General features: G+C 72.1%; 19 protein-coding genes and 1 pseudogene. 6 read left to right on the forward strand and 14 right to left on the reverse strand.

Annotated features, from left to right (window positions below; all coding sequences use genetic code 11):
- Positions 1-34: 34 nt before the first annotated feature.
- Positions 35-1,105: a LacI family DNA-binding transcriptional regulator gene (locus ACIQI8_RS22295; protein WP_402353209.1), complete on the reverse strand. Its 1,071-nt coding sequence runs from the start codon at positions 1,103-1,105 to the stop codon at positions 35-37.
- A 106-nt stretch (positions 1,106-1,211) separates the two neighbouring features.
- Here ACIQI8_RS22295 and ACIQI8_RS22300 point away from each other — a divergent pair, with 106 nt between their 5' ends.
- Complete coding sequence (locus ACIQI8_RS22300; RefSeq protein WP_402353212.1) at positions 1,212-3,536, forward strand: glycoside hydrolase family 3 N-terminal domain-containing protein; 2,325 nt, start codon at positions 1,212-1,214, stop codon at positions 3,534-3,536.
- Here ACIQI8_RS22300 and ACIQI8_RS22305 read toward each other — a convergent pair.
- Together ACIQI8_RS22305 and ACIQI8_RS22310 are read right to left on the reverse strand one after the other, a co-directional pair.
- Positions 3,455-3,664 carry a DUF397 domain-containing protein gene (locus tag ACIQI8_RS22305; protein WP_402353215.1) on the reverse strand — a complete coding sequence of 70 codons (210 nt, stop codon included), beginning with the start codon at positions 3,662-3,664 and terminating at the stop codon, positions 3,455-3,457. The genes ACIQI8_RS22300 and ACIQI8_RS22305 overlap by 82 nt on opposite strands.
- The gene (locus ACIQI8_RS22310) at positions 3,661-4,494 is read right to left on the reverse strand and encodes a Scr1 family TA system antitoxin-like transcriptional regulator (RefSeq protein WP_402353218.1); all 834 of its coding nucleotides are present in this window, start codon (positions 4,492-4,494) and stop codon (positions 3,661-3,663) included. The genes ACIQI8_RS22305 and ACIQI8_RS22310 overlap by 4 nt, the downstream gene beginning before the upstream one ends.
- Before the next feature lie 86 nt (positions 4,495-4,580).
- On the opposite strand from ACIQI8_RS22310, the gene ACIQI8_RS22315 reads away from it, so the two are divergent.
- The 3 genes from ACIQI8_RS22315 to ACIQI8_RS22325 all read left to right on the forward strand — a co-directional run bounded on the left by ACIQI8_RS22315 (position 4,581) and on the right by ACIQI8_RS22325 (position 6,507).
- Positions 4,581-5,255, forward strand: a complete 675-nt coding sequence (locus ACIQI8_RS22315) for a DUF998 domain-containing protein (RefSeq protein WP_402353220.1) — start codon at positions 4,581-4,583, stop codon at positions 5,253-5,255.
- Positions 5,252-5,890 (forward strand): TetR/AcrR family transcriptional regulator, encoded by a 639-nt coding sequence (locus ACIQI8_RS22320; RefSeq protein WP_402353223.1) that lies wholly within the window; start codon positions 5,252-5,254, stop codon positions 5,888-5,890. The genes ACIQI8_RS22315 and ACIQI8_RS22320 overlap by 4 nt, the downstream gene beginning before the upstream one ends.
- Positions 5,891-5,991: 101 nt before the next feature.
- The gene (locus ACIQI8_RS22325) at positions 5,992-6,507 is read left to right on the forward strand and encodes a hypothetical protein (RefSeq protein ID WP_402353226.1); all 516 of its coding nucleotides are present in this window, start codon (positions 5,992-5,994) and stop codon (positions 6,505-6,507) included.
- On the opposite strand, the gene ACIQI8_RS22330 is transcribed toward ACIQI8_RS22325, so the two are convergent.
- Genes ACIQI8_RS22330 through tsaB form a run of 4 tightly spaced genes read right to left on the reverse strand, consistent with a single transcriptional unit; the run spans position 6,458 to position 8,970 of the window.
- Positions 6,458-6,715: a hypothetical protein gene (locus ACIQI8_RS22330; RefSeq protein ID WP_402353229.1), complete on the reverse strand. Its 258-nt coding sequence runs from the start codon at positions 6,713-6,715 to the stop codon at positions 6,458-6,460. The two genes, ACIQI8_RS22325 and ACIQI8_RS22330, sit on opposite strands and share 50 nt — an antisense overlap.
- Positions 6,712-7,815 carry a tRNA (adenosine(37)-N6)-threonylcarbamoyltransferase complex transferase subunit TsaD gene (tsaD, locus tag ACIQI8_RS22335; protein WP_402353232.1) on the reverse strand — a complete coding sequence of 368 codons (1,104 nt, stop codon included), beginning with the start codon at positions 7,813-7,815 and terminating at the stop codon, positions 6,712-6,714. Before tsaD ends, ACIQI8_RS22330 begins: the two co-directional genes overlap by 4 nt.
- The gene (gene rimI, locus ACIQI8_RS22340) at positions 7,808-8,317 is read right to left on the reverse strand and encodes a ribosomal protein S18-alanine N-acetyltransferase (RefSeq protein WP_402353235.1); all 510 of its coding nucleotides are present in this window, start codon (positions 8,315-8,317) and stop codon (positions 7,808-7,810) included. The genes tsaD and rimI overlap by 8 nt, the downstream gene beginning before the upstream one ends.
- Positions 8,314-8,970, reverse strand: coding sequence for a tRNA (adenosine(37)-N6)-threonylcarbamoyltransferase complex dimerization subunit type 1 TsaB (tsaB, locus tag ACIQI8_RS22345; protein ID WP_402353238.1), 657 nt, complete (start codon positions 8,968-8,970; stop codon positions 8,314-8,316). Before tsaB ends, rimI begins: the two co-directional genes overlap by 4 nt.
- Positions 8,971-9,188: 218 nt before the next feature.
- On the opposite strand from tsaB, the gene ACIQI8_RS22350 reads away from it, so the two are divergent.
- The gene (locus tag ACIQI8_RS22350; RefSeq protein ID WP_402353241.1) at positions 9,189-9,746 is read left to right on the forward strand and encodes a hypothetical protein; all 558 of its coding nucleotides are present in this window, start codon (positions 9,189-9,191) and stop codon (positions 9,744-9,746) included.
- A 21-nt stretch (positions 9,747-9,767) separates the two neighbouring features.
- On the opposite strand, the gene ACIQI8_RS22355 is transcribed toward ACIQI8_RS22350, so the two are convergent.
- The 4 genes from ACIQI8_RS22355 to alr form a co-directional block, all read right to left on the reverse strand.
- On the reverse strand, positions 9,768-9,932 hold the full coding sequence (locus ACIQI8_RS22355) for a hypothetical protein (RefSeq protein WP_402353244.1): 165 nt from the start codon (positions 9,930-9,932) through the stop codon (positions 9,768-9,770).
- Between the two features lie 121 nt (positions 9,933-10,053).
- Positions 10,054-10,569: a tRNA (adenosine(37)-N6)-threonylcarbamoyltransferase complex ATPase subunit type 1 TsaE gene (tsaE, locus tag ACIQI8_RS22360; RefSeq protein WP_402353247.1), complete on the reverse strand. Its 516-nt coding sequence runs from the start codon at positions 10,567-10,569 to the stop codon at positions 10,054-10,056.
- Positions 10,535-11,785 carry an alpha/beta fold hydrolase gene (locus ACIQI8_RS22365; protein WP_402353250.1) on the reverse strand — a complete coding sequence of 417 codons (1,251 nt, stop codon included), beginning with the start codon at positions 11,783-11,785 and terminating at the stop codon, positions 10,535-10,537. The genes tsaE and ACIQI8_RS22365 overlap by 35 nt, the downstream gene beginning before the upstream one ends.
- Before the next feature lie 164 nt (positions 11,786-11,949).
- Positions 11,950-13,125 (reverse strand): alanine racemase, encoded by a 1,176-nt coding sequence (alr, locus tag ACIQI8_RS22370; protein ID WP_402353253.1) that lies wholly within the window; start codon positions 13,123-13,125, stop codon positions 11,950-11,952.
- A gap of 167 nt (positions 13,126-13,292) precedes the next feature.
- On the opposite strand from alr, the pseudogene ACIQI8_RS22375 reads away from it, so the two are divergent.
- Positions 13,293-13,442: pseudogene (locus tag ACIQI8_RS22375) on the forward strand (phosphotriesterase-related protein); the annotation flags it as partial.
- Positions 13,443-13,547: 105 nt separating this feature from the next.
- Here the strand turns inward: ACIQI8_RS22375 and ACIQI8_RS22380 are convergent.
- The 3 genes from ACIQI8_RS22380 to ACIQI8_RS22390 all read right to left on the reverse strand — a co-directional run bounded on the left by ACIQI8_RS22380 (position 13,548) and on the right by ACIQI8_RS22390 (position 16,499).
- Entirely contained in the window at positions 13,548-14,459 is a 912-nt protein-coding gene (locus ACIQI8_RS22380; protein WP_402353256.1) for a L,D-transpeptidase, read from the reverse strand.
- 152 nt (positions 14,460-14,611) lie between these two features.
- Positions 14,612-16,078, reverse strand: a complete 1,467-nt coding sequence (locus ACIQI8_RS22385) for an NAD(P)H-hydrate dehydratase (RefSeq protein WP_402353259.1) — start codon at positions 16,076-16,078, stop codon at positions 14,612-14,614.
- 49 nt (positions 16,079-16,127) lie between these two features.
- Positions 16,128-16,499 carry a holo-ACP synthase gene (locus tag ACIQI8_RS22390; protein WP_402353262.1) on the reverse strand — a complete coding sequence of 124 codons (372 nt, stop codon included), beginning with the start codon at positions 16,497-16,499 and terminating at the stop codon, positions 16,128-16,130.
- Positions 16,500-16,520: the final 21 nt, after the last annotated feature.

The raw sequence follows: 16,520 nt of genomic DNA on the forward strand, positions 1-16,520 counted from the left end.
GAGCGTGGGCGCGCCCGCACCACCCGTCAATACGTCACCTTCCGGCCACCGGCGGCGCCCCCGTGCTGCTGCGCACCACCAGGCTCGTCGCCAGCTCCACCCGCGTGGCCATCGGCGGTTGGTCCTCGCGCCCCAGGTCGAGGACCAGCTTGCCCGCCGCCTCGGCCATCTCCATCAGCGGCTGCCGTACGGTCGTCAGCGGCGGCCCGATCCAGCGGGCGATCGGCAGATCGTCGAAGCCGATCACGCTCAGGTCCTGCGGGATGCGCAGCCCCAACTCCCGGGCGGCTTCGTAGAGTCCGAGCGCCTGGAGGTCGTTGAGGGCGAAGACGGCGGTCGGGCGGTCCGGGCGGCGCAGCAGCTCCAGACCGTGCCGGTAGCCGGCCTCGTGGTGGAAGTCGCCGGTCGCGATCAGCGCCGGGTCGACCGGCAGCCCGGCGGTCTCCAGCGCGGCCCGGTAGCCGTCCACCCGCGCGCGGCTGCACATCATGCGGGTCGGCCCGGTGATCGCGCCGATGCGGGTGTGACCGAGATCGATCAGATGCCGGGTGGCGGCCAGGCCGCCCTGCCAGTTGGTGGCGCCGATCGAGGGCACGTCGACCCCGGGGTCACCGGCCGGGTCCATCACCACGAACGGGATGGAGCGGCTGGTCAGCAGGGCGCGCTGGGACTCGTCGAGACCGGACAGTACGAGGATCACGCCGTGCGGCCGGCGGGCGGCGACCTGGTCGGCCCAGGTCCGCCCGGGCGTCAGCCGCCCCGCGCTCTCACTGAGCACCACGCTCAGACCGGCCTCCCGGGCCACGTTCTCCACGCCCCGGATGACCTCCATCGCCCAGGCGCTCTCCAGTTCGTGGAAGACCAGGTCGATCAGGGGCGAGCGGCTGGCCTCGGCACGGCGGCGCCGGTAGCCGTGCGCGCGCAGCAGGTCCTCGACGCGGCTGCGGGTGGCCGGGGCCACGTCCGCACGGCCGTTGAGGACCTTCGAAACAGTCGGCGCGGACACGCCGGCCTCACGGGCGATCTCCGCGAGGGTCGCGGTCTGCGAGGACCGGCCTGTCGTCGGCGTAGCCGTCCGGGTTTCCACGGGCTCCGGGGGTGTCATGGCGGCGATCGTATCCCTGCGCGACCTCTTGACGAACCCCACGCACCGCCCTAGGTTCCCGGAACATTCGAGATACTTCCCGAAACATTCGCGACGCAGGAGTTTCATGACCACCGCCCCCTGGCGTGACCCCGCCCTGCCCGCCGCCGCCCGCGTCGACGACCTCCTCTCCCGGATGACCCTTGAGGAGAAGACCGCTCAGCTGTACGGGGTCTGGGTGGGCGCCGCCACGGACGGCGACGGAGTCGCGCCCCTGCAGAGCGAGATGACCGCCGCCTACGACTGGGACGAGCTGATCACCCACGGCCTGGGCCAGCTCACCCGCTCCTTCGGCACCGCCCCCGTCGACCCGGCCCTCGGCGCGCAGGCACTGGCCCGCGCCCAGCGCCGGATCGCGGCGGCGGGCCGTTTCGGCATCCCGGCGATCGCCCACGAGGAGTGTCTGGCCGGTTTCACCGCCTGGGGCGCCACCGCCTACCCCGTCCCCCTGGCCTGGGGCGCCACCTTCGACCCACCCCTGGTCGAGGACATGGCCCGCGCCATCGGCCACGACCTGCGCGCGGCCGGTGTCCACCAGGGCCTCGCCCCCGTCCTGGACGTCGTCCGCGACCCGCGCTGGGGCCGGGTCGAGGAGACCATCGGCGAGGACCCGTACCTGGTCGGGACCGTCGGCGCGGCCTACGTCCGGGGGCTGGAGTCGGCCGGGATCATCGCCACGCTCAAGCACTTCGCCGGGTACGCCTCCTCGGCGGGCGCCCGCAATCTCGCCCCCGTGCGCGCGGGCGTCCGCGAGTTCGCGGACATCACCCTGCCGCCCTTCGAACTGGCCCTGCGCGAGGGCGGCGCGCGCTCGGTGATGGCCGCGTACACCGACACGGACGGCGTCCCGGCCTCGGCCGACCCGGGGCTGCTCACGCACCTCCTGCGCGAGGACTGGGAGTTCACCGGAACCGTGGTCGCCGACTACTTCGGCATCGGCTTCCTGCAGACCCTGCACCGGGTGGCGGGCACCCCGGCCGAGGCGGCGCACGCGGCGCTGGCCGCCGGGATCGACGTGGAGCTGCCGACGCTGAAGTGCTACGGGGAGCCGCTGCTCGAAGCCGTCCGGGCCGGCGAGGTTCCCGAGGCGCTGATCGACCGCGCGGCTCGCCGAGTCCTGCTGCAGAAGTGCGAGTTGGGGCTGCTGGACGAGGACTGGAGCCCGGAGCCGACGCAGACGATCGACCTGGACTCGACCGCCAACCGTGCGATCGCCCGGCGCCTCGCCGAGGAGTCGGTGGTGCTGCTGGACAACCCGGACGGCGTCCTGCCCCTCTCCCCCGACACCCGGATCGCGGTGGTCGGCCCCCGCGCCGCCGACTCCCTCGCCATGCTGGGCTGTTACTCCTTCCCCTCCCATGTGCTGACCCACCACCCCGAGGTGTCGATGGGCATCGAGATCCCGACCGTCCTGGAGGCGCTGCGGGCCGAACTCCCGGATGCCAAGGTGACGTTCGCCGAGGGCTGCGGGGTGTCCGACCCGGACGACTCGGGGCTCACGGAGGCGGTGGCCCGTACGTCGGAGGCGGACGTGTGCGTGGCTGTACTGGGCGACCGGGCGGGCCTGTTCGGGCGGGGCACGTCTGGTGAGGGCTGCGATGTGGCGGACCTGCAACTCCCGGGTATCCAGGGTGACTTGCTGGACGCGCTGGTCGCCACGGGGGTCCCGGTGGTCCTGGTCCTGCTCACCGGCCGCCCCTATGCCCTCGGCCGCTGGCACGGTCGACTGGCCGCCGTGGTGCAGGCGTTCTTCCCGGGGGAGGAGGGCGGCCCGGCGGTCACGGGAGTACTGTCGGGCCGCGTCAACCCGTCCGGGCGGCTGCCGGTGAGTGTCCCGCGGGTTCCGGGCGGTCAGCCCTGGACCTACCTCCAGCCGCCACTCGGCCTGGCCGGCGAGGTCAGCAACCTCGACCCGACCCCGCTGTACGCCTTCGGCGAGGGGCGGTCCTACACGACGTTCGCCTGGGAGGACTTCACGGGCGGGCCGCAGCGGGAGATCGGGACGGACGGGACGTACGACCTCGCGCTGACCGTCCGGAACGCCGGGGAGCGGGCGGGGGCGGAGGTCGTCCAGCTGTACCTGCACGACCCCGTCGCCTCGGTGACCCGTCCCGATGTCCGGCTGATCGGTTACCAGCGCGTGGAGTTGGAGCCGGGTGAGTCTCGCCGGGTGACGTTCCGGTTCCACGCGGACCTGTCGGCGTTCACGGATCGACGGGGGGTGCGGGTGGTGGAACCGGGTGCGCTGGAACTACGACTCGGGGCGTCCAGCGCGGACACCCGGCACACGGCGCGCATTCAACTCAAGGGTCAGCTGAGGGAGTTGGATGCTTCCCGCGTACTGCGCTGCGCGACGAAGGCGGACCAGGCGGCGGGGCCGACGGTGAGGTGAGGGCGGGTGCGGTCTTTGGTGTCGCGGATGTGGATGGTGGCGAGGGTGAGGGCGACCTCTATGCAGTTGTCGCCCTGATCGCTGCTGTAACTGGACTTGAACCAGGCCAGATCGGTGGTGTCGCTCATAGCTCTCCTCTGATGCGCTCCAGCAGGCTCACGGAGTCCAGAGGGCTGAGAGCCTGCGAGCGGAGTGTCGCATAGCGACGGTGCAGCATGGCCGCGTCTTTCGGGTCAGAGATCAACTGGCCGGTCAGCTGCCCCTCCGCATAGGCGAGATGCCTGCCATCCGGGGTCTCCAGCAGGGCGAGCGGACCGCCGAGGCCCGCGTGCACCTCGCTCGCCGTCGGCATGACCTGGATCGCCACATTGCGGAGTTGAGCGCACCCGAGCAGGTGGTCCAACTGCTTTCGAACGACCTCGACACCGCCCAAGTGCCGCCGCACGATGTTCTCGTCCATGACGAAACTGAACGAGGTGTTGGGGCGCTCCCGCAGCATGTGCTGACGCTCCATGCGAGCCGCCACCCGCGCGTCCACCTGCTCGTCCGACAACGGCGGGACGCTGTTCCCGAACACCGCCCTCGCGTACGGCTCGGACTGCAACAGCCCCGGAACCAACCGGCATTCATAGGTCGCCAGACTCACCGCCTCCTGTTCCAGCGCGGCCCACCTCCGGAACCACGCCGCAAACCCCGGTTGCCGCCCCACCCTCCCGAACGCCTTGCGGAGCGCCCCCGTGTTGCCCAGCGCCGGTTCCGCCATCTCCACGAACTGCTCGTCCGCGAGCCGCCGTCCCAGCTCGATGGACGCGATGGAGTGCTTGGACAGATGAACCCGCTCCCCCAACTCCTCCCTGCTCATCCCCGCATGCTCCCGCAGCCCCTGCACGAACGCCCCGAACGTCCTCATGCTGTCCGACGCCTCGGGTTCCCCACCTACCTCGATGCCACCGCTCATGCACTCAGGGTGACGAATCGCGAACGCCCCCGCACCTGAATCCCGTAAGCGGATAGATTCATCCACTTACTGGTACCGTGGATCCCATGACACAGAAAAGAACCTGGCTGTCGCTGGGAGCCGTCGTCCTGGTGGTGAACGCCCTCCAGTGGGTGATCTCGGAGGCCGTCACCGCCGGCGCGTGGAAGAGCCCCTCCTACCGCTACGCGTACAACTACATAAGCGACCTGGGCGTACCCGACTGCGGTGTGGAGTTCCAGGGCCGCACCATCTGCTCGCCGTCGCACGACGTGATGAACACGTCGTTCATGGCCCAGGGCGTCCTGTTCGCGATCGGCGTGCTGCTGCTGGCCCGCGCGCTGGAGGGCAGGACGCGTCGGATCGTGTCGGTGCTCGCGGTCGCGCACGGCGTGGGGTTCGTGATGGTCGGGATCTTCCACGGTTCGCCGGACGGGGCGTCGTACGTGCTGGCCCTGCACCTCGTGGGCGCGCTGATCGGCATCGTGTGCGCGAACACGCTGGTGATCATGGCGGGGCGGCTGAAGAGCCTCGACCTGCCGAAGCCGTACCGCGTGTTCAGCGTGACGGTCGGTGTCCTCGGGCTGGTGAGTGAGCTGGGCGTGGGGATCTCGACGAGCACCGCGGGCGCGTTCGAGCGCGGCGGGGTCTACTCGTGGCTGCTGTGGAGCGTCGTGACGGGCGTACTGCTGCTGGCCAGGAACCTGCGCCGACCGGCGGTCGTGGAGAATGCCTTGGTGTGAGCGAGGACAGGCAACGCCCGCTGCGCGCGGACGCGGAACGGAACCGGCGGCTGATCATGGACACGGCCGAGCGCCTGTTCGCGGAGCGGGGCTCGGTCGCCACACTCAACGAGATCGCGCATGAGGCCGGCGTCGGGGTCGGCACGGTGTACCGCCGCTTCCCGGACCTCGCGTCCCTGATGAACGCCCTGTTCGCCGAACGGTTCACCACGTTCCTCCAACTCGCGGAGACCGCTGCCGAGCACGCGGAACCCGGGGAGGCCCTGCGCCACTACCTCGTCGAGGCGGCGCGCCGGCGGGCCGGGGACCCGGCGCTGGACGTGGTCCTCGCCCACGCGGACCTGGAGGTGGCGCCGGCCGCCGGGATGCGCGAGGAGCTGGGCCGCCGGGTGGACGCCCTGGTGGAACGGGCCGTGGCGGCGGGCGCGGTCCGCGAGGGCTTCGCCAGCACTGATGTGTACGCCTACCTCTACATGATCGGCGCCGTCGCCGACCGCACCCACGATGTCGCGCCGGACGCCTGGCGCCGCTATGTCGACGTCCTGCTGAGGGGCTTCGGCCTGGAACCGGCGACGGCGATGCGGCAGCCCGCGATGACCGATGCGCAGATCCTCAGCACCTGGCCCAGACCCTGAGCGACCCGCCGCCGCGCCGGTACAACGCTGGTCCGACCGGGCACCCTGGAACTACGGTTGACGCGATCCCGGAAACGGGGAACGGGGAACGGGGGAACGTGATGGGCAGGTATGTGCATCAGGAACTGCTGGCCGCGCTGGCGATGCTGACCGGCATCGCTGTCGGGGTGGCGGTGTCGGTCGGCATACGGGACGACGCATCACTGCACGGCCGCGGTGTGGCGGTGACGGCCGCGCTGGCGGTCGCCTTCCTCGTCGTGTCCGTGCTGCTCAGGTCGAGCCGGCTCAAGTGGGTCGGTGAGGTGCGGGAGTTCGAGGCCGCGGGGCCGCGGCCGGGGGCGGACGTGGTACCGCGCGACCGCGCCTACTCCGTGCGGATGGTCGTTCTGTTCGTGCTCGCGGCCGTGCTCACCTCGTTCCTCGGGGTAGCGGTGGTCATCCCCCTGGCGATGGGTCTGGACTGGCTCACCAAGGCGGTGGTGGCCGCCCGTTGGGAGCGCCGGCACGGACGGGTGCTGTGGCGCGGGCACAACCGGGACGAGCCGTGGAAGCTGTCGTACTCGCCGGTCAGTCCGCCCCGAGCGACTCGAACCGCCACCGATGGACCGGCCGTGTGAGCAACTCACCGTCAGGCTCGGGGAGTTCGGGCAGCTCGGCGTCGTGGGCCGCGTCCCACCAGGTGATGACGAGGACGCGGTCCTGCGGGCCGCGGAAGAACTCCCGGCGCAGGGGGGTCAGCGGCAGCTCCCACGCCCTTGCCCAGGCGAGCAGTTCGGCGCCCCGGCCCTCGACGGCCTTCGCCTCCCACATCAACGCGACGGTCACGAGTACAGGTTGTCCTTGCTGACCTCGTGCACGTGGTCGTGATGGTGGTGGCCCGGCACATGCGGCTCGGTCACCGGCAGCGAGGAGTCCGCCGACAGGTCCCAGTCGGAGGCGGCCCGGCCCCGCGCGACCATCTCGGCGCCCAGCGCGGCGACCATCGCGCCGTTGTCCGTGCACAACTTGGGCCGCGGCACCCGGAGTCGGATGCCGGCCGCCTCGCAGCGCTCCTGGGCCAGCGCCCGCAGCCGCGAGTTGGCGGCCACGCCACCGCCGATCATCAGGTGGTCGACGCCCTCGTCCTTGCAGGCCCGTACGGCCTTGCGGGTCAGCACGTCGACGACCGCCTCCTGGAAGGAGGCCGACACGTCCCGCACCGGCACGTCCTCGCCGGCCGCCCGCTTGGCCTCGATCCAGCGGGCCACGGAGGTCTTGAGTCCGGAGAAGGAGAAGTCGTAGGCGGGATCGCGCGGACCGGTGAGTCCGCGCGGGAACGCGATCGCCTTCGGGTCGCCCTCCTTCGCGTACCGGTCGATGACCGGGCCGCCGGGGAAGCCGAGGTCGAGCACGCGGGCGATCTTGTCGAAGGCCTCGCCCGCCGCGTCGTCGATGGTCGCGCCCAGGGGCCGTACATCCGAGGTGATGTCGGTCGAGAGCAACAACGACGAATGACCGCCGGAGACCAGCAGGGCCATCGTCGGCTCGGGCAGCGGGCCGTGCTCCAGCTGGTCCACGCAGATGTGGGAGGCCAGGTGGTTGACGCCGTAGAGAGGCTTGCCGAGCGCGTAGGCGTACGCCTTGGCGGCGGTGACGCCGACCAGGAGGGCGCCGGCGAGGCCGGGACCCGCGGTGACCGAGATGCCGTCCAGGTCCTTCGCGCTCACCCCCGCGTCCTTCAGCGCGCGCTCGATCGTCGGCACCATCGCCTCCAGGTGCGCCCGCGAGGCGACCTCGGGGACGACACCGCCGAAGCGGGCGTGCTCGTCGACGCTGGAGGCGACGGCGTCGGCGAGCAGGGTCGTGCCGCGCACGATGCCGACGCCGGTCTCGTCGCAGGAGGTCTCGATGCCGAGGACGAGCGGCTCGTCCCGGGTGTCAGCCATTGATCTCGGTTCCTCGCACTGAAGTCGTGGGGTCGGTCAGACGCATCACCAGCGCGTCCACGTTGCCGGGCTGGTAGTAGCCGCGGCGGAATCCGATGGCCTCGAAGCCGAAGCGCTCGTAGAGCTTCTGGGCGCGGATGTTGTCGATCCGGCACTCCAGCATCACCTCGGCGCACTCGAAGGCCGTGGCCGCGCGCAGCAGTTCGGTGAGGATCAGCGCACCGAGGCCGGTGCCCCAGTGGTCGCGGGCGACCGCGATGGTCTGGACGTCACCGAGGTCACCGGAGGCGGCGAGGCCCCCGTACCCGATGAGCCGGCCGGCGCCGTCCTCGGCGACGACATAGCGGCGGGTCGCCTCGGCGCCGCGCGCGTGGGCCAGTTCGGACCAGAACATGCCCCGGGACCAGGTGTCCTCGGGGAAGAGTTCCTTCTCCAGCTCCAGCACGGAGTCGATGTCCCACCAGCGCATCTCGCGCAGTCGCGGGGTAGCGGGTGTGGTCACTTGGGGGTGACCACCTTGTAGTTCTTGGGGACCTGGGCATCGGGCCGGCGCAGGTACAGCGGCCGGGGCGGGGGCAGTTCCTCACCGGCCGCCAGTCTCTCGGCGGCCAGCGCCGCGAGCGCGGCGGCCGACACGTGCTCCGGCTCGTGCGCCTGCGGGAAGGTGTCCGGGTACAGCAGCGCGCCCGCCCCGACGGCCGGCATCCCGGCCACCCGCTCGGCGATGTCGGCGGGCCGGTCGACGGCGGGGTCGGTCAGCCGGGTGCGCGAGTCGGCGTAGGTCGCCCAGTAGACCTCTTTGCGCCGGGCGTCGGTCGCGACCACGAAGGGCCCCTCCTCGACATCGGCGGCGTACGCGAGACCGTCCAACGTGCACAGTCCGTGCACGGGGACGCCGAGCGCGAGCCCGAACGTGTCGGCGGTCATCAGCCCGACGCGCAGACCCGTGTACGGACCGGGCCCGATCCCTACGACGATCCCGGTGACGGCGTCGAGCCTCAGCCCGGCGTCGGCGAGCACGCGGTCGACGGCCGGCAGCAGCAGCTCCCCGTGCCGACGCGCGTCCACCTGGCTCGACGAGGCGATGACGTCCGTGCCGTCGTGCAGCGCGACGGTGACGGCGGGGGTGGCGGTATCCAGAGCGAGCAAGAGCACACAAACAGCCTACGGCTCCCCGGGCCCCCTGTCGGACGTCCCGCCACCACGCCCTCGTTCACACGGCGGGTGTGCCCGAAAGGACTGTGAGCGTGTGCGGCGCCGGGCGCCCGAACGGACCGGCGACGACTCGGGCACGGCGGCCCGGACCTGCGGACGTTCACTGCTACGGTCGCCGGGAACCGCGACGGACGACGTGATGGCTGAGGTGGGCGACGGTGGCAGGCGGCAGCTCCGGGTTCGTGTTGGGACTCACCACGGCGGCGCTCGCGTCGGTCGGTTTCCTCGCCTACCAGGCGTCCGCGAGCGCCCCGGGCGACCTTTCGGCACCGCACAGGACCGGCGAGCCCTCGGCGACCGCCTCGAAGGCGCCCCGCGACAAGAGGAACCCCGTGGCCCTGCCCTCCGGCTCCGGCAAGGGCGAGCGCGTCGTGTACTCGATCGACGACGACCGGGTCTGGCTGGTCGGCGCGCGCGACAAGGTCCGGCGCACCTTCAAGGTCACCCCGGGCACTGTCGACCCGTCGCCGGGCAGCTACGCGGTCACGTCCCGTTCGAACGCCATCACCGGAACGGACGGCACCCCCATCGAACACGTGGTGCGCTTCGCCTCGGCGGACGGCGTGGCCATCGGCTTCAGCGCGGCCGTGGAGAACGCGCCGTCCCCGACCCCCGGCGCGTACGTGCGCACGGGCGGCATCCGCGAGTCCCGCGCGGACGGCGACGCGATGTGGCAGTTCGCGACGATCGGCGAGCCGGTCGTGGTGATCCGCTGAGCGGTCGGATCCCTTGAGGAGTCAGGCCGCTTCGCGATGCTCGGCCGGCGGCTGAGACACCTCGGGGTCCGGCAGGCGCGGCGGAGTGGAGACGGCCCGCGCGGCGGCGCACGACGCCAGCAGATCCCGCATGGACACACCGGACGCTCGGTGCGCGGGCACCTCGTCCCGTTCCGTGACCGACATGGACGCCTCCTTGGCTCGGGGGCGGACGTGGTTAGGCAGACCTAACTACGGATTGAGTACCATGTGACCACGTACGAGACATCGAACGCAATATCTTGCCGACGCGTTGTCGGAACCTTCATCAAAACCGACCAAGCACGCTGAGGTCGGCGGCGGCCCACCGCTCCCCCAGCCCCGTCACCGTCACGTGCCGCACCTCGTCCGTGGTGTCGCCGACGGCCCGGTGGATGACGACGTTCAGCCGGTCGTCGGTCAGCTCCTCGACCTTGCCCTCGCCCCACTCCACGACGATCACCGAGTCGGACAGCGAGACGTCGAGGTCGAGGTCCTCCATCTCGTCCAGCCCGCCGCCCAGGCGGTACGCGTCGACGTGGACGAGCGGCGGCCCCTCACCCAGCGAGGGGTGCACGCGCGCGATCACGAACGTCGGCGAGGTGACCGCGCCCCGCACCCCCAGTCCCTCGCCGAGCCCCCGGGTGAGCGTCGTCTTGCCCGCGCCGAGCTCGCCGTTGAGCATCACGAGGTCACCGGCGCGCAGCAGTTTCGCGAGGCGGCGGCCCAAGTCCCGCATCTGGTCGGGGGAGGTGACGGTCAGTTCGGTCTCAGCCCGGCTGTGCGGTGCCGCTGGTGCTTCCATAGCCACCCACGGTAGCTCCTGCCGGTACGGCGCCCGCACGGGTCAGCAGGTCCGCGAGCCGGTCCGTGACCACTTCCGGGTGCTCCAGCATGACCAGATGCCCGGCGTCCGGGACGAGCACCAGCTCGGCGTCCGGCAGCAGGTCGGCGATGGCCTCGCTGTGCTCGCTGGGCGTGACGAGGTCCTTGACCCCGGCAAGGACCAGCACCGGCAGATCCTTGAAATGGGCGAGCGCGGCGGTCTTGTCGTGGTCGGTGAACGCCGGGTAGAACTCGGCGACCACGTCGATCGGCGTGGACTCGATCATCCGCTCGGCGAACCGCTCGACCGCCGGGTCGATGTCCTTCGTCGCGAACGAGTACCGCTTGATGATCCCTGCGAACAGGTCGGCGGTGACCCGCCGCCCCTTCTCCACCAGCGCGGCCTGGGTCCCGAGCGCCTTCAGCACGCCCGGCAGGATCCGCCGCACCGCGTTGACCCCGGCCACCGGCAGTCCGAAGTTGACCTCGCCGAGCCGCCCGGACGACGTACCGATGAGCCCGACGGCGACCACCCGGTCGCGGATCAGGTCGGGGAACTGGTCGGCCAGGGCCATCACCGTCATCCCGCCCATGGAGTGTCCGACCAGCACGATCGGGCCCTCGGGCACGGCCGCGTCGAGCACGGCCTTCAGATCGCGGCCCAGCTCGTCGATGGTGACCGCGACGCCGTCCTGGTGCTGCCGCACGCCCCGCCCGGACCGGCCGTGGCTGCGCTGGTCCCAGTACACGGCACGGACGACACCGCGCAGGGCGGCCCGCTGGAAGTGCCAGGAGTCCTGGCTGAGGCAGTAGCCGTGGCTGAAGACGACGGTGACGGGAGCGAGCGCCTTGCGGCCGAACAGCCGGCGCCGGCGCGGACCGATCGACGGCACGGCCTCGGGGTCGACGTCGTCGACCTCGTAGTACAGCTCGGTGCCGTCCTCGGCGTACGCCCTGCCGGGCTTGCCGCGCAGGCCGCCGTACGGTCCCGTCGAGTCGAGCGCGAGCTTGGCCTTCTGGCGCATCCCGCGGCCGACCGTCAGCCGCTCGATGGCGACACCGGCCGCCGCGCCCGCCGCGATCACGCCTATCGCGGCGCCCGCGATCCCGGTCGCCCTGCGCCAGTTGCCGCCCGCCGCCGTGGCGGAGGCTACGGCGGCGACGGCCTCGACGGCCTCCGCACTGCTCTCGCTCACGTGTGTCGCTCCTCTTCGCCGGACTGCTGTTCGCTGGATCGGGTGATGCGGGTGGTGCCGGTGGTGCCGGTGGTGCCGGTGGTGCCGTAGTAACAGGTGTCACCGGCGCGGTGTCCCCCGAGGGGGTTACCCCACCTGTTCCCTGTTCACAGCTCGTTCCTCGTTCAAGTAGCCGTATTCACATAGACGCGGGGAACGCGCGATCCGATGCGCGTGACGATCTCGTACGCGATGGTGCCCGCGGCCTGCGCCCAGTCCTCGGCCGTGGGCTCGCCCCGGTCGCCCGGTCCGAACAGCACCGCCTCCGTGCCGGGCGGCGGCTCGTCCCCGCCGAGGTCGACCACGAACTGGTCCATCGCGACCCGCCCGGCGACCGTCCGCCACTTGCCGTCGACCAGGACCGGACCGGTGCCGGAGGCGTGCCGCGGGATGCCGTCCGCGTAGCCGACGGGCACGAGCCCGAGGGTGGTCTCGCCGGGGGTGGTGTAGTGATGCCCGTAACTGACGCCGTGACCCCCGGGTACGTGCTTCACGAGGGCGATGTTCGCCGCGAGCGTCATCACCGGGCGCAGTCCGAAGTCGGCCGGGGTGCCGACCTCCGGGCTGGGCGAGATGCCGTAGAGGGCGATCCCGGTGCGGACGAGGTCGAAGTGGGCGTCGGGGAGCGTGAGCGTGGCCGGCGAGTTGGCGATGTGCCGCACCTCGGGGCGCACGCCCTGGCCCTCGGCGTACGCCAGCATCTCCCGGAAGAGGGTGAGCTGGGCGGCGATGGAGGGGTGCCCGGGCTCGTCGGCGCAGGCGAAGTGGGACCAGAGGCCGGTGACGCGGACCAGCCCCTCCTCCTCGGCGCGCAGGGCGGCGGCGACCAACTCGGCCCAGTCCTCGCCCGGCTGGCACCCGTTCCGCCCGAGCCCGGTGTCGGCCTTGAGCTGCACGCGCGCGGGGAGCCCGGCGGCACGCGCGGCCGCGGTGACCTCCTCCAGGGCCCACATCCCGCTGACGGAGACGTCGATGTCGGCCTCGATGGCGTCCCGCCAGGGGCCGCCGGGCGTCCACAGCCAGCACATGACCCGCACCCGCTCGGGCGTGAGCCCCTCGGCCCGCCGCAGCGCGAGCGCCTCCTCGGGCGTCGCCGTGCCGAGCCAGCCGGCCCCCGCCTCGACGGCCGCGCGGGCGCACGGCACCGCACCGTGGCCGTACGCCTCGGACTTCACGACGGCCATGAGCTCCGCACCCGGCGCGAGGGCGCGCAGAGTCCGCACATTGGCGCGCAGGGCGGCCAGATCGATCTCGGCACGGGCGCGCAGCGGTGCGGTCGGGGCAGTTGCTGTCTCATTCATGGCGTCCCCAGTCTCTCAGAGGGCTGTGACAACACCAGGAACCCGTCCGGTGGTCCGGGGCAAGGGCGTTCCCGGCCGAGGCGCGCGTCCGGGGGAAAGAAGCGCGCGCCGGCGCGAAAGACGGCCCGGCCGGCCCGCTGTGAGAGTCGTTCCGGCAGCACGAGCACGTCTTCGTCCTCAGCGAGGAGCTCCGGCAGAGCCTGCCGGAGACGTGGGACGAGCGGGAGCGGATCGCCGACGCGGTGACCCGGCTGCGGGCCCTGGCCGCGACCGGCGTGACCACGATCGTCGACCCCACCGTCATCGGGCTCGGCCGCGTGCGCGAGCAGATCGCCCCGAACTGGCACTACACGCCCCTGCACGGCGAGGTGCTCCCGGCGCTGCGCTCAGCGGGCGTGACGGAGGAAATGTTCACGCACCGGCTAGTTGCCGGGCCGGTGTCCCCAGACGTACACCCGGTCGCCCTTCTTCAGCACGCCCCACAGCTTCCGGGCGTCGCCGAGACGCAAGTTGACGCAGCCCCAGGACCCGGTGGTCGTGTAGATGCTCCCGTAGACGGCGTGAAATGCCTGCCCGCCGTCGAAGAACTGGGCATACGGCATGGGCGAGTTGTACAGGGTCGACCAGTGGTTCTTGTGCTTCCAGAAGACCTTGTGCCACCCGAGCCGGGTCCGGTGCCCGGTCCGCCCGCTGCGCATCGGCACCGGCCCGAAGACGACCTTCTTGCCCTTCTGCACCCAGGTCAGCTCGCGATTGAGATCGACGCAGGCGACCCGGTACGACTTAACCGGGCACAGCTTCTTGGCGTTCGGATTCTTCCGGGCCCCGATGTACTGCATGGTCGCCCAGGTCACAGGCCCGGCGAAGCCGATAGCAGGCTTGATCTTCTGCTTCACCTGAAATTTCCGGATGGCCTTGCAGTCGGCCGCCGACTGCTTCCCGTCCGCCTTCAGCTTCAGCCACCGCTCGACCGGCCGCTGATAGGGCCCGGTCCGCTTGCTGCACGCCACCTTCGCGACGGCGTCCCCGAGCGGCACGTACTCGATGAGGTCGTACGTCCCCTCCGCGGCCTCCCGCGGCTCCACGGCGTCCTCCGCCCGAGTAGGCGTGTACACCTGCGGCGGCAACACCTGGTCGGGCGTATCGATCTGCCACGGCTGATAGGGACCCGGGGCGACCCCGGGCACCAGCTCGGCCTCGGGACCGGAGACGGGGGGAACGGGCGGCACGGGCGCGGCCCAGGCGGCACCACCGGAAAGGGCGGTGACGGGAAGGGCCGTCACGACGGCGAGGACCACGGCAACACTTCGACATGCGATACGTCTGCTGATCATGCGATCAGAGAAACGCGCCCGGGGCTCGGGGCGGGGGTGGCACGCGGACGGGGTCACCCATACGTAGCCGCGTACATCCCCGTATTGGTCCCCTCCACCCCCTCATGGGCCGCCGAGGCGACCTCCCTCATGGTTCGCCGCGGCGGTCTCCCTCACTGGTCGCGCACATCCCTCCACGCCCGTACGACCGCCTCGGCCACGTCGTGCGCCCCCACCGGCGCCCCGTCCGAGGCGAACCTGCCGGCCAGCCCGTGCAGATACGCGGCCACGCTCCCCGCGTCCAGTGCGCTGAGCCCGGCCGCGAGCAGCGACCCGCCGAGGCCGGACAGGACGTCACCGCTGCCGGCGGTGGCCAGCCACCCGGTCCCGGTGGGATTGACGCGTACGGCGCCGCCGTCGGCGTCGGCGATCAACGTGGTCGACCCCTTGAGCAGGACGGTCGCCCCGTAGCGCGCCGCCAGTTCCCGCGCCGACGCCAGCCGGGCCCCCTCGACCTGCTCGCGGGCCACGCCGAGCAGCGCGGCGGCCTCACCGGCGTGCGGGGTCATCAGCGTCGGCGCGGTACGGGCCCGTACGGCATCCCGGTCGGCGAGCCGCAGGCCGTCGGCGTCGATCAGCACGGGCACGTCGGCGGCCAGCACCTCGCCCACGTGCGACGCGTCGTCCCCGGCCCCGGGCCCGACGACCCACGCCTGAACCCGCCCGGCGTGCTTGGGCCCCTGGTCGGAGACCAGCACCTCGGGGAACCGCGCGAGCACGGCGTCCGCGGCAGGACCGACGTACCGCACAGCCCCGGCGCCGCCCCGCAGCGCCCCGGCGACGGCGAGCACGGCCGCGCCCGGATAGCGCGCCGACCCGGCCGCGATCCCGACGACACCCCGCCGGTACTTGTCGCTCTCGGCGCCGGGCACGGGAAGCAGCGCGGCCACGTCCGCATGCTGCAGGGCCTCCAGCTCGGGCTCTTCGGGGAGTACGTCCCCCAGCCCGATGTCGACGAGCCGCACGGACCCGGCGTACTCCCGCGCGGGATCGATCAGCAGGGCGGGCTTGTGCGCGCCGAAGGTGACGGTGAGGTCGGCCCGCACGGCAGCCCCTCGCACCTCACCACTACCCGCCTCGACCCCACTGGGCAGATCGACGGCGACGACGGGGACGCGGGCCTCGGCGACGACCTCGGCCAACCGCTCCGCGTCGGGCCGCAGCCCTCCGCTGCCACCGATCCCGACAATCCCGTCGACGACGAGATCGGCCCGGAGAATGGCTTCTTCGACGGTGTCGACACAAAGAGCGGAATTGACGGTTCCGGATTCGACAACCCGCCCCCCGGCCCGCCGAAACGCTTCCAGCCCCCCGGCATGGGCCCGGTCAGGCGCGAGCAGTACGGCCGCGACCCCCGCCCCCCGCCGGGCGAGGCGCGCGCCGGCGTACAGCGCGTCGCCGCCGTTGTCCCCGCTGCCGACGAGCAGGACGATCCGCCTGCCGTAGACGCGCCCGAGCAAGTCCGCACAGGCGACGGCCAGCCCGGCGGCGGCGCGTTGCATCAGCGCCCCATCGGGAAGCCGCGCCATGAGGGCCCGCTCGGCGGTCCTTACCGTCTCCACGCTGTACGCAGTACGCATGGGTCGAGTCTCTCGCGCAGACGAGGATCAACGCACCCGGGCGCCCGGATCAGCCCTCGGCGAGCACCACGGCCGACGCGACCCCGGCGTCATGGCTGAGCGACACGTGCCAGGACCGCACGCCCAACTCCGCCGCCTTCGCGGCGACGGTCCCCTTCACCCGCAGCCGAGGCTGCCCGCTCTCCTCGACGTACACCTCGGCGTCGGTCCACAGCAGCCCGGCCGGCGCCCCGAGCGCCTTGGCCAGCGCCTCCTTGGCCGCGAACCGCGCGGCCAGCGAGGCGACACCGCGACGCTCCCCGCTGGGCAGCAGCAACTCGCTCTCCACGAACAGCCGGTCCGCCATCCCGGGCGTGCGCTTGAGCGACGCCGCGAACCGGTCGATCTCGGCCACGTCGATTCCGACCCCGATGATGCTCATGCGGAGCACCCTATGGCGGGG

Source organism: Streptomyces sp. NPDC092369, assembly GCF_044755245.1.
Lineage (GTDB): Bacteria > Actinomycetota > Actinomycetes > Streptomycetales > Streptomycetaceae > Streptomyces.

What these genes read in the sequence shown, in the direction of transcription:
- ACIQI8_RS22295 (WP_402353209.1), bottom strand. Translation starts at nt 1,105, where the DNA reads ATGACACCCCCGGAGCCCGTGGAAACCCGGACGGCTACGCCGACGACA.
- ACIQI8_RS22300 (WP_402353212.1), top strand. Translation starts at nt 1,212, where the DNA reads ATGACCACCGCCCCCTGGCGTGACCCCGCCCTGCCCGCCGCCGCCCGC.
- ACIQI8_RS22305 (WP_402353215.1), bottom strand. Translation starts at nt 3,664, where the DNA reads ATGAGCGACACCACCGATCTGGCCTGGTTCAAGTCCAGTTACAGCAGC.
- ACIQI8_RS22310 (WP_402353218.1), bottom strand. Translation starts at nt 4,494, where the DNA reads ATGAGCGGTGGCATCGAGGTAGGTGGGGAACCCGAGGCGTCGGACAGC.
- ACIQI8_RS22315 (WP_402353220.1), top strand. Translation starts at nt 4,581, where the DNA reads ATGACACAGAAAAGAACCTGGCTGTCGCTGGGAGCCGTCGTCCTGGTG.
- ACIQI8_RS22325 (WP_402353226.1), top strand. Translation starts at nt 5,992, where the DNA reads ATGGGCAGGTATGTGCATCAGGAACTGCTGGCCGCGCTGGCGATGCTG.
- tsaD (WP_402353232.1), bottom strand. Translation starts at nt 7,815, where the DNA reads ATGGCTGACACCCGGGACGAGCCGCTCGTCCTCGGCATCGAGACCTCC.
- ACIQI8_RS22355 (WP_402353244.1), bottom strand. Translation starts at nt 9,932, where the DNA reads ATGTCGGTCACGGAACGGGACGAGGTGCCCGCGCACCGAGCGTCCGGT.
- tsaE (WP_402353247.1), bottom strand. Translation starts at nt 10,569, where the DNA reads ATGGAAGCACCAGCGGCACCGCACAGCCGGGCTGAGACCGAACTGACC.
- alr (WP_402353253.1), bottom strand. Translation starts at nt 13,125, where the DNA reads ATGAATGAGACAGCAACTGCCCCGACCGCACCGCTGCGCGCCCGTGCC.
- ACIQI8_RS22380 (WP_402353256.1), bottom strand. Translation starts at nt 14,459, where the DNA reads ATGATCAGCAGACGTATCGCATGTCGAAGTGTTGCCGTGGTCCTCGCC.
- ACIQI8_RS22385 (WP_402353259.1), bottom strand. Translation starts at nt 16,078, where the DNA reads ATGCGTACTGCGTACAGCGTGGAGACGGTAAGGACCGCCGAGCGGGCC.
- ACIQI8_RS22390 (WP_402353262.1), bottom strand. Translation starts at nt 16,499, where the DNA reads ATGAGCATCATCGGGGTCGGAATCGACGTGGCCGAGATCGACCGGTTC.